Below are 10,786 nucleotides of genomic sequence, written 5' to 3' on the forward strand. Positions count from 1 at the left end.
CTCATATGTCCATAAGTGAGAGAAGGTCATTCTCTACTTGCAAGGTGAGACTCTCTTGGATGTTCGCCCTGGAGGTCATTGGGGCGCCTCTGGCTGGGAAATCATATGGAGAAGCTCATTCTCTTGACGGCCTCCGCGAACCGTGCTTAAGGTCAAATCCCCGGCCGCCCGATGCGGCCTGGTTCCACTCACCGGGACCGCCGGTGAAAGTCCGCGCGCTCATTCGGATCCGCCATGCCCTTTCGCATGCCCGGACGCCGGTGAACGCGGGCCGCGAGCACCGAGAAAGGGCCGACGACATGGGGCAACTGGACGGCAAGGTCGCGTTCATCACGGGCGCCGGCCGCGGGCAGGGACGCGCGCACGCGGTGCTGCTCGCCGAGCACGGCGCCGATGTGATCGCCGTGGACATCTGCGCCGACATCCCGACCGTTCCCTACCCGATGGCGACGGAGGACGATCTCGCCGAGACCGCCCGGCTCGTCGAGGCGGCCGGCCGGCGGTGCGCGACCGCGGTCGCCGACGTCCGCGACATCGGCGCGCTGCAGAAGGCCCTGGACCACGGCATCGCCCGGCTGGGCGGGGTGGACATCGTGCTGGCCAACGCCGGCGTCCTGCACAGCGACCGCACCGAGACGACCCTGGAGCAGGCGGCGGAACGCTGGGCCGACGCCGTCGGGGTGATGCTCACCGGCGTCTTCAACACCCTGAAGGTCGCGCAGGGGCCGCTCGTCGAGCAGGGCCGGGGCGGCGCCATCGTGATCACCGGGTCGACCGCCGGGCTGAAGGGCATGACCGACGGCTCCGGCGGCATGTCCGGGTACAACGCGGCCAAGCACGGCGTCGTCGGGCTGGCGAAGGGCTTCGCGCGCCTGCTCGGCCCGCACGGCGTGCGGGTCAACGTCGTGCACCCGACCGCCGTCGACACCTACATGATCAACAATCCGCACTCGCCGATGACGCGGGCGAGCGACGCGCAGGCGCTGGCGCGGGTGCTGCCGGTCGACCGGCTGCAGCCGGTCGACGTCAGCCGGGCGATCCTGTGGCTGGTGTCGGACGCGGCGTTCGCCGTGACGGGCCAGGCCCTCGCGCTCGACGCCGGCGTGAGCCTGTGATGGCGGACACGGCGCGCGCCTCCGCCCTGCTCGCTCCGCGGTCCTACGTGGACGGCGCCCGCCTCGGGTCCGGCCCGGCGCTGCGGGTCACCGACCCGGCGGACCTGTCCACGGTGGCCGAGGTGCCCACGGCGGAGCCCGCGGACTTCGAGCGCGCCGTGCTGGCCGCGAGGCGCGCCTTCGGCGGCTGGTCGCGGACGCCGGCCGCCGAACGGACCGGACTCGTCCTGCGCTTCCTGTCGTCCCTGGAGGCGCGGCGCCGCGAACTCGAGGACACCGTCGTCGCCGAGACCGGCGCGCTGCTGCCGTCGGTCCGGACGCTGCACGTCGCGGGCGCGATCGAGCAGGCCCGCGCCGCCGTCCGGATCCACGCGTCCCTGCCCGAGGAGGAGCACAACCCCGTCCCGCTGGACGACCTCGTCGCCGGCGGCCGGGTCGTCACCAGCGTCATCGGGTGGGAGCCGCTCGGCGTCGTCGCGGCCATCCCGGCCTACAACGTGCCGCTGTTCCTGGCGCTGTGGAAGGTCGTCCCGGCGCTGCTGACCGGCAACACCGTCGTCCTGCGGCCGAGCCCGCTCGCCCCGCTCGCGGTGCTGGCCGCGGGCGAGGCCGCCGAGGAGGCGGGGCTCCCGCCCGGGGTGCTGAACGTGCTCGTCGAGGAGGGCACCGCCGGGGCCGTCCTGATGACGAGCGCGCCGGAGGTCGACGCCGTGTCGTTCACCGGCTCCAGCGCCGTCGGCGCCGCGATCGCCGCGCAGGCCGCGCCCACCCACAAGCGGGTGATGCTCGAACTCGGCGGCAAGTCCGCGGGCGTCTACCTGCCCGACGCGGTCGGACGGGCGGCGGACGGCATCGCGGTCGTGATGCGCGCGATGGCGGGCCAGGGCTGCGTCCTGCAGACCCGGGTGCTGGTCCCGAAGGAGACCAAGCGGCGCGTCCTGAACGAGGCGGCCGACCGGGTCGCCGCGCTCCGGCTCGGCGACCCGCGCGACCCGTCGACGGACGTCGGCCCCCTCATCAGCGACGCGCAGGTGCGCCGGTGCGAGGACCACGTCGCCGCGGCGCGCGGGCACGGCGGCCGGGTCGTCGCCGGCGGCCGGGCGCGCCGCGACCTCGGCGGCCACTTCTTCGAGCCGACGGTCGTCGACCTCGACGACACGGCCAACCCGCTGGCCCAGGAGGAGACCTTCGGGCCGGTCGTCTCCGTGATCGGCTACCGCGACCTCGACCACGCCGTCGAGCTGGCGAACGACACCGTCTACGGGCTGTCCGGGGCGGTGTTCGGCGCGGCCGACCGGGCGCTCGCCGTCGCCCGCCGCATCCGGTCCGGAACCGTGCTGGTCAACGGCGGCTACTTCGGGCCGTTCGCGTCGTCCGGCGGCCGGCGCCACAGCGGCCAGTGGCGCGAGCGCGGACGCGAGGGGATCCGCGCCTACCAGCAGCTCAAGCACATCACGGCGACGGCCCTGTGACCGGCCGCGACGGAAGGGACGAGGCGCAATGCTGCTAGAGGAGATCTCCCGGCTCGACCCGGACAAGATCCGCACCCTGTTCGACACCGGCGGCGAGTACCGCCGGGCCATCTCCGGCGGGGACTACGTCGAGGACTTCCACACCGACCTGCGGCGCGCGCGCGAGAGCGGCCCCGTGCACGAGGGCTGTGTCGAGGAGGTGCTGGGCCTTCCCCGCCCCGAGTACGCGCAGCGGTGGACGGAGCCCGCCTTCTCCGCCTTCGACTACGACACGGTCAACGCCGTGTTCCGCGACGACGAGACGTTCAACTCCCAGATCCTCCGCGGGACCTTCGCCACGTTCGGGCCGAACATCCTCGGCATGGACGGGACCGAGCACGCCCGCCACCGCGCCGTCGTCCAGCCCTCGTTCGGCCGCGCCGCGATGCGCTGGTGGACCGACCGCTGGATCGCCGGGATCACCGACACCCTCCTCCGGCGCGTCGAAGGGCGCGGGCGGGCGGAGCTGAACCTCGACTTCTGCGCGCTGCTCCCGCTGCTGACGATCACCGGGAGCTTCGGCGTCCGGATGGCGGAGTCGCTGCGGCTCCGCGAGGTGATCGAGCGGATGATCGGCGCCGACGTGCCCCGGGAGGACAAGCTGGCCGCCTCCGCGGACGCCGCGGACATGCTGCTGCCGCTGATCGCGCACCGGCGCGAGAACCCGCAGGACGACCTGATCAGCAGGCTGGTCCGGGAGCGGGTCCGCGACGAGGACGGCACCCTCCGCGGCGTCACCGACGAGGAGGTCCTGGCGTTCGCGCGGCTGATCCTCACGGCCGGCTCCGGGACGACGTGGCGGCAGCTCGGCATCACGCTGTGGGCGCTGCTGAACAACCCGGACCAGCTCGGCGCCGTCCGGCGCGACCGGTCGCTCGTCCGGGCCGCGATCGAGGAGTCGCTGCGCTGGGAGGTGACCGACCCGACGTTCTTCCGCATGGCGACGCGGGACGCCTCGCTCGGCGGTGTCCGCATACCGGCGGGCTCTCGGGTGGCGCTGTGCCTCACCGCCGCGAACCACGACCCGTCCCGGTGGGACGACCCGGACTCCTTCGACGTGTTCCGGCCGCTGCGCCCGCACCTGTCGTTCGCCGGCGGCCCGCACGTGTGCCTCGGCATGCACCTCGCCCGCGCGGAGATGACGGTGGCGCTGAACGCGATCCTCGACCGGCTGCCGAACCTGCGCTGGGACCCGGACGAGCCCCGCCCCGTCCTCATGGGCCTGCAGATGCGCGGCCCGGCCCGGCTCCCGGTGGTGTTCGGATGACCGGCGGCACCACGGGCGGCGGCACCACGGGCGGCGGCACCACGGGCGGCGGCACCACGGGCGGCGGCACCACGGGCGGCGGCGCGGCGGGCGGCGGGCGCCCGGAGGTCGCGGTCACGCCGCGGACCTGCGTCGGCACGGGGGTGTGCGCGTTCTACGCCCCCGCCACCTTCGAGCTCGACGAGCGGGGGAGGGTGCGGATCGCGACCGGGCCCGGCGAGGACTCCGCCGAGGACATCGGCAACGCCGCCGAGGCATGCCCCACCCAGTCGATCACGCTGTCCTCCACCGGCGAGAGATGACTGTTCTCCTTGTCGAGAACGTGATATTCACAAGCCGTCGGCGGCCCCGCACCGGGAATTGGAGCCATCACCATGCGAACGATCCCTGAGGCCCTGGTTAAGCGGTACGAGGCGGAGGGCTGGTGGACCCGGGAGACCCTCGGGGAGATGCTGGCAAGGGGCCTGGCCGCCGCCCCCGACTCGGTGTTCCGGGTCTACTCGTCGGTGCGGCCGTGGTCCGGCACCTTGCGCGACGTCGAGCGGACCGCCCGCAGGCTCGCCGCCGGGCTCCAGGCCCGCGGCGTCCGGCCCGGCGACGTGGTGGCGTTCCAGTTGCCGAACTGGATGGAGGCGGCGGCGGTCTTCTGGGCGTCGGCGTTCCTCGGGGCGACGGTCGTGCCGATCGTCCACTTCTACGGCCGCAAGGAGGTCGGGTACATCCTCAAGGCCGTCCGCCCGCGGGTGTTCGTGACCGCCGAGCGGTTCGGCCGCCTGGAGTTCCAGGCCGACGTCTGCGCGGACGTCCCGGTCGTCGGGGTGGTGGGGCGCGACTTCGACGACCTGCTCGCCGCCGACCCGCTGCCCGGCGTGGCGGCCGTGGACCCGGCCGGCCCGGCGGTGATCGCGTTCACCTCCGGCACGACGCGCGACCCCAAGGGCGTCGTGCACAGCCACCGGACGCTGGGCTACGAGACCCGCCAGCTCTCCGACCGCTACCCGCCGGACATCGCCCGGCAGATCACCTCCGCGCCGGTCGGCCACTTCATCGGCATGATCTCGGCGTTCCTGATCCCCGTGCTACGCGGCTGGGGCGTGAACCTCGCCGACGTCTGGGACCCCGGCCGGGTCCTGGCGCTGATGAAGAGCGACGACCTGACCGTGTGCGGCGGCGTCCCGTACTACATGACGAGCCTGCTCGACCATCCCGACTTCACGCCGGAGCATCTGCCGAACATGCGGTTCGCCGGACTCGGGGGAGCGGCCGTCCCGCTGGCGGTCACCACCCGGCTCACGGACCTCGGCATCACCGTCCACCGGTCGTACGGCAGCACCGAGCACCCGTCCATCACGGGCTCGGCGCTCACCGCTCCGGCGGCCAAGCGCCTGCACACCGACGGCGAAGCGCTGCCCGGCGTGGAGATCCGGCTGGGCGAGGACGGTGAGATCTTCAGTCGTGGTCCGGACCTGTGCATCGGCTACACCGACCCGGAGCTGACCGAGCGGGCGTTCGACGACGACGGCTGGTACCGGACGGGCGACATCGGCGTGGTGGACGAGGACGGCTATCTGACGATCACCGATCGCAAGTCCGACATCATCATCCGGGGCGGGGAGAACATCAGCGCCCTTGAAGTCGAGGAGGCGCTGCTCGGCATGCCGGGCGTCGCCGAGGCCGCCGTCGTCGCGGCGCCCGACGCACGGCTCGGCGAGCACGCCGCGGCCGTGGTCCGGCCGAAGCCGGACGCCGCGGCGCCGACGATCGAGGAGATGCGGGCCCATCTGGAGCGGGCGGGGCTCGGCCGGCAGAAGTGGCCAGAGGAGCTGCACGCCGTCGAGGACTTCCCGCGCACCGCCAGCGGCAAGGTCCAGAAGTTCCTGCTCCGCCGCGAGATCGCGGCGCGCGCCGGGGAGGGCGGGGCCGCCCCCGCGGCCCGTGGAATTTAAGTTCTCAATATGCGAGAGTTGAATTCTCGCTGAGTGATGGGAGCTTCTGGGATGCGCACGATCCCTCCTGAGCTGGTCAAGCGGTACGAGGCGGAGGGCTGGTGGACCGGAGACACGATCGGGGACCTGCTGGCGCGGGGGCTCCGCGACGCTCCCGACGCGGTGTTCCGCGTGCATTCGGCCGTACGGCCGTGGTCAGGGACGTTCCGCGACGTCGAGCGGGTCGCGCGGCGGCTCGCGGCGGGGCTGCGGGAGCGCGGCGTCGGGCCGGGCGATGTGGTGTCGTTCCAGTTGCCGAACTGGATGGAGGCGGCGGCGGTCTTCTGGGCGTCGGCGTTCCTCGGGGCGACGGTCGTGCCGATCGTCCACTTCTACGGCCGCAAGGAGGTCGGGTACATCCTGCGGTCGATCCGGCCGCGGGTGTTCGTCGGCGCCGAGCGGTTCGGGCGCCTGGAGTTCCAGCCGGACCTGTGCGCGGACGTCCCGGTCGTCGGTGTGGTGGGGCGCGACTTCGACGACCTGCTCGCCGCCGACCCGTGGCCGGGGGTGGAGGCCGTCGACCCGGCCCTTCCGGCCCTGATCGCGTTCACGTCCGGCACGACGCGCGACCCGAAGGGCGTCGTGCACAGCCACCACACGCTCGGCTACGAGACCCGCCAGCTCGCCGGGCTGTACCCGCCCGACCGCGGCCGGCAGCTCACGTCCGCTCCGGTCGGCCACTTCATCGGCATGGTGAACGCCTTCCTGATCCCCGTGCTGGACGGGACGCCGGTGAACCTCTCCGACGTCTGGGACCCGGCGCAGGCGCTGGCGCTGATGAGGAGCGACGGCCTCACCGTCGGCGGCGGAGCGGCGTACTACATGACGAGCCTTCTCGACCATCCCGACTTCAAGCCGGAGCACCTCGCGCACATGAAGTACGCGGGGCTCGGCGGCTCGTCCGTGCCGGCGGCGGTGTGCGACCGGCTGGCCCGGCTGGGGATCACGGTGTTCCGCTCGTACGGCAGCACCGAGCACCCGTCGATCACCGGTTCGCGGCACACCGCGCCCGAGCGCAAGCGGCTCCGCACGGACGGGGACGTCCTGCCGGGTGTGGAGATCCGGCTCGGCGAGGACGGTGAGATCTTCAGCCGGGGTCCGGACCTGTGCATCGGCTACACCGATCCGGAGCTGACCGAGCGGGCGTTCGACGAGGACGGCTGGTACCGCACCGGGGACGTCGGCGTGGTGGACGAGGACGGCTATCTGACGATCACCGATCGCAAGTCGGACATCATCATCCGGGGCGGGGAGAACATCAGCGCCCTTGAAGTCGAGGAGGCGCTGCTCGGCATGCCGGGCGTCGCCGAGGCCGCCGTCGTGGCGGCGCCCGACGAGCGGCTCGGCGAGCACGCCGCGGCGGTGCTGCGCCTGCGTCCCGGGCGGAAGCCTCCGAGCCTCGGCGAGATGCGCGACCACCTGGAGCGGATGGGGCTGGCCCGGCAGAAGTGGCCGGAGGAGCTGCACGCCGTCGAGGACTTCCCGCGCACCGCCAGCGGCAAGATCCAGAAGTTCCTGCTCCGCCGGGACATTGCGATGCGCGCATAGTGAGAATAGTATTCTCGCTATCGGTAAAGGAGGATCTCGATGACGACGCGCGCGCTGCCGTATCCGCTGTTCGACGCCGACAACCACCTGTACGAGACGCAGGACGCCCTGACCCGGTACCTGCCGAAGCAGTACGCGGGCGCCATCCGCTACGTCCAGGTGGACGGACGCACCAAGATCGCGATCCGCGGCCAGATCAGCGAGTACATCCCCAACCCCACCTTCGACGTCGTCGCCCGCCCGGGCGCGATGGAGGACTACTTCCGGCACGGCAACCCCGAGGGCAAGAGCAAGCGGGAGATCTTCGGCGAGCCGATGCGCTCCGTCCCCGCGTTCCGCGAGCCGGGCCCGCGCCTGGAGCTGATGGACGAGCTGGGCATCCAGCGCACGCTGATGTTCCCCACGCTCGCCAGCCTCATCGAGGAGCGGATGCGCGACGACCCCGACCTCATCCACGTGGTCGTCCACGCCCTCAACCAGTGGCTGCACGAGACCTGGTCCTTCAACTACATGGACCGCATCTACACCACGCCCGTCATCAGCCTGCCCATCGTGGAGAAGGCGATCGCGGAGCTGGACTGGTGCCTGGAGCGCGGCGCGAAGGTCGTGCTGATCCGGCCCGCGCCCGTCCCGGGGTACCGGGGCCCGCGCTCGTTCGCGCTCCCCGAGTTCGACCCGTTCTGGAAGCGGATCGTCGACGAGGGCGTGCTCGTCGGGATGCACTCCTCCGACAGCGGCTACAGCCGGTACGCCAACGACTGGGAGGGCCACGGCGCGGAGATGCTGCCGTTCAAGACCAACGCGTTCCGGATGCTGGCCGAGTGGCGGCCGGTCACCGACGCGGTGGGGTCCATGGCCTGCCACGGCCTGCTGTCGCGGTTCCCCGAGCTGAAGATCGCGGTCATCGAGAACGGCTCGTCCTGGCTGCCGCCGCTGCTGGACCAGCTCGCCGACGTGCACAAGAAGGCGCCGGAGGCGTTCACCGAGGACCCGGTCGAGGCCGTCAAGCGCAACATCCACGTCAGCCCGTTCTGGGAGGAGGACATGGCCGAGCTCGCCGGCCTCATCGGGGTCGAGCGGGTGCTGTTCGGCTCGGACTACCCGCACCCGGAGGGGCTCGCCGACCCGGTCAGCTACGTCGACGCGCTCGGCCGGCTGTCCGAGGCCGACCAGGCGAAGATCATGGGCGGCAACCTCGCCCGCCTGATGTCCGTATGACGCGTCCGCATCCGGCGATGAACGATCCCGCGAAGACGGATCCCGCGAAGACGGATCCCGCGAAGAGCGGCCTCACGCGGACCGCGTCCGGCATCCCGCTCCAGCCGGTCTACGGGCCGGCGGACGCGGGAGCCGAGCCGCCCGAACCGGGGCGCTTCCCGTTCACCCGCGGCAACTACGCTTCCGGCTACCGGGGCCGGCTCTGGACGTTCCGGCAGTACTCCGGGTTCGGCACCGCGGAGGAGTCCAACCGCCGCTACCGCTACCTGCTCGACCAGGGCGGCACCGGGCTCTCCGTGGCGCTGGACCTGCCCACCCAGTGCGGCTACGACTCCGACGACCCGGAGGTGGCCGACGAGGTCGGCCGCGTCGGCGTCGCCGTCGACACCCTCGCCGACGCCGAGATCCTGTTCGACGGCATCCCGCTGGACGCGATCAGCACCAGCTTCACCATCAACGGGACGGCGGCGATCCTGCTGGCGTTCTACGTGGCCGCGGCCGAGCGCAAGGGGGTGCCGCGCGCGAAGCTCACCGGCACCATCCAGAACGACATCCTCAAGGAGTACGCCTCGCGCGGCACCTGGATCTGGCCGCCGGAGCCGTCGCTGCGGCTGATCGCCGACACCATCGAGTTCTGCGCGGCGGAGGTGCCGCGGTTCAACGCGATCTCGGTGGCGGGCGCGCACTTCCGCGACGCCGGCGCCAACGCCGTCCAGGAGATGGCGTTCACACTCGCCGACGGGGTGACCTACTGCGACACCGTCGTCGAGCGCGGCCGCATGACGATCGAGGAGTTCGCGCCGCAGGTGTCGTTCTTCTTCTACACGCACGGCGACTTCTTCGAGGAGATCGCCAAGTACCGGGCGGGACGGCGGCGCTGGGCGACCATCGTCCGGGAACGCTACGGCGCGACCACCGACAAGGCGTCGATGTTCCGGTTCGGCTGCGTGGCGGGCGGCGCGTCCCTGTACGCGCCGCAGGCGCGCAACAACGTCGTGCGGGTCGCCTACGAGGCGATGGCGTCGGTGCTCGGCGGCGTCCAGTCGATGTTCACCGCCGCGTGGGACGAGCCGTTCGCGCTGCCCAGCGAGGAGTCGGCGACGCTGGCGCTGCGCACCCAGCAGATCCTCGCCCACGAGACGGGCGTCGCCCGGGTCGCCGACCCGCTCGGCGGCTCCTACTTCGTGGAGGCGCTCACCGACGCGACCGAGGCGCGCATCGTCGAGATCATGGACGACCTCGACCGGCACGGCGGGATGGTCCGCGCGATCGAGGACGGCTACCTGCAGGGCCTCATCGCCGACGAGGCGTACCGGCTCCAGCGGGACGTCGAGTCCGGGGCGCGCCCGGTCGTCGGCGTCAACCGGTTCGCCTCCGACGAGCCGGCGCCGGAGATCGCGACCTACGAGCTGGACGCGGCCGGCCGGGACCGGCAGCTGAAACGGCTGGCGCGGGTGAAGGCGGAGCGCGATCCCGCCGACGTCCGCGCCCGGCTCGCCGACCTGTCCCGTGCCGCCGAAGGCGAGGACAACCTGATGGGCCCCCTGATCGACTGCGCCGGCGCCTACTGCACGGTCGGCGAGATGGTCGCCGCGCTGAAGGCGGTCTGGGGCGAGTTCCAGCAGCCGGTGGTGTTCTGATGCCGGCCCGCGTCCTGATCGCCAAGCCCGGCCTCGACGGCCACGACCGCGGCGCGAAGGTCGTCGCCCGCGCGCTGCGCGACGCCGGCTTCGAGGTGGTGTTCACCGGCATCCGGCAGCGCGTCGACGACATCGTCGCGATCGCGCTGCAGGAGGACGTCGCGGTCGTCGGCCTCAGCATCCTGTCCGGCGCGCACCTGGCGCTCACCGCCCGCACCGTCGAGGGCCTGCGCGCCGCCGGCGCCGCCGACATCACCGTCATCGTCGGTGGCACCGTCCCGGCGGCGGACGTCCCGCGCCTGCGCGAGGCGGGCGCCGCCGCGGTGTTCCCGACCGGCACCCCGCTCGACGAGCTCGTGGACGGGGTGCGCGCGCTGACCGCCGCCCCCGCCCCGACCGAGCGGGGCTGACCCCCTGACCCTCCGCGCACGGCGCGCGCGGAGGCGCACGCGGCCGGGCCGGCACCCGGCCCCGTGCGCGTGGACCTGACCTCAGCGAACTT

The 10,786-nt window shown here is 72.6% G+C and carries 9 protein-coding genes; all 9 read left to right on the forward strand.

Annotation, left to right across the window (positions count from 1 at the left end; all coding sequences use genetic code 11):
- Positions 1 to 299: 299 nt before the first annotated feature.
- The 9 genes from AB0C78_RS08845 (at position 300) to AB0C78_RS08885 (ending at position 10,694) form a co-directional block, all read left to right on the forward strand.
- Positions 300 to 1,115, forward strand: a complete 816-nt coding sequence (locus tag AB0C78_RS08845) for a mycofactocin-coupled SDR family oxidoreductase (RefSeq protein ID WP_360743890.1) — start codon at positions 300 to 302, stop codon at positions 1,113 to 1,115.
- Complete coding sequence (locus AB0C78_RS08850) at positions 1,115 to 2,587, forward strand: aldehyde dehydrogenase family protein (RefSeq protein WP_360743892.1); 1,473 nt, start codon at positions 1,115 to 1,117, stop codon at positions 2,585 to 2,587. Before AB0C78_RS08845 ends, AB0C78_RS08850 begins: the two co-directional genes overlap by 1 nt.
- Before the next feature lie 28 nt (positions 2,588 to 2,615).
- The gene (locus tag AB0C78_RS08855) at positions 2,616 to 3,893 is read left to right on the forward strand and encodes a cytochrome P450 (RefSeq protein ID WP_360743895.1); all 1,278 of its coding nucleotides are present in this window, start codon (positions 2,616 to 2,618) and stop codon (positions 3,891 to 3,893) included.
- The gene (locus AB0C78_RS08860; protein ID WP_360743898.1) at positions 3,890 to 4,195 is read left to right on the forward strand and encodes a ferredoxin; all 306 of its coding nucleotides are present in this window, start codon (positions 3,890 to 3,892) and stop codon (positions 4,193 to 4,195) included. Before AB0C78_RS08855 ends, AB0C78_RS08860 begins: the two co-directional genes overlap by 4 nt.
- 72 nt (positions 4,196 to 4,267) lie before the next feature.
- Positions 4,268 to 5,839: an AMP-binding protein gene (locus AB0C78_RS08865; RefSeq protein ID WP_360743901.1), complete on the forward strand. Its 1,572-nt coding sequence runs from the start codon at positions 4,268 to 4,270 to the stop codon at positions 5,837 to 5,839.
- 51 nt (positions 5,840 to 5,890) lie between these two features.
- Positions 5,891 to 7,426, forward strand: coding sequence for an AMP-binding protein (locus tag AB0C78_RS08870; protein WP_360743904.1), 1,536 nt, complete (start codon positions 5,891 to 5,893; stop codon positions 7,424 to 7,426).
- 39 nt (positions 7,427 to 7,465) lie between these two features.
- Positions 7,466 to 8,644, forward strand: a complete 1,179-nt coding sequence (locus AB0C78_RS08875; RefSeq protein WP_360743907.1) for an amidohydrolase family protein — start codon at positions 7,466 to 7,468, stop codon at positions 8,642 to 8,644.
- Positions 8,645 to 8,661: 17 nt separating this feature from the next.
- On the forward strand, positions 8,662 to 10,284 hold the full coding sequence (locus AB0C78_RS08880; RefSeq protein ID WP_360743910.1) for a methylmalonyl-CoA mutase family protein: 1,623 nt from the start codon (positions 8,662 to 8,664) through the stop codon (positions 10,282 to 10,284).
- Positions 10,284 to 10,694 (forward strand): cobalamin B12-binding domain-containing protein, encoded by a 411-nt coding sequence (locus tag AB0C78_RS08885; protein ID WP_360743913.1) that lies wholly within the window; start codon positions 10,284 to 10,286, stop codon positions 10,692 to 10,694. Before AB0C78_RS08880 ends, AB0C78_RS08885 begins: the two co-directional genes overlap by 1 nt.
- Positions 10,695 to 10,786: the final 92 nt, after the last annotated feature.

This window comes from Actinomadura sp. NPDC048394, assembly GCF_040651755.1.
GTDB lineage: Bacteria > Actinomycetota > Actinomycetes > Streptosporangiales > Streptosporangiaceae > Spirillospora > Spirillospora montaniterrae.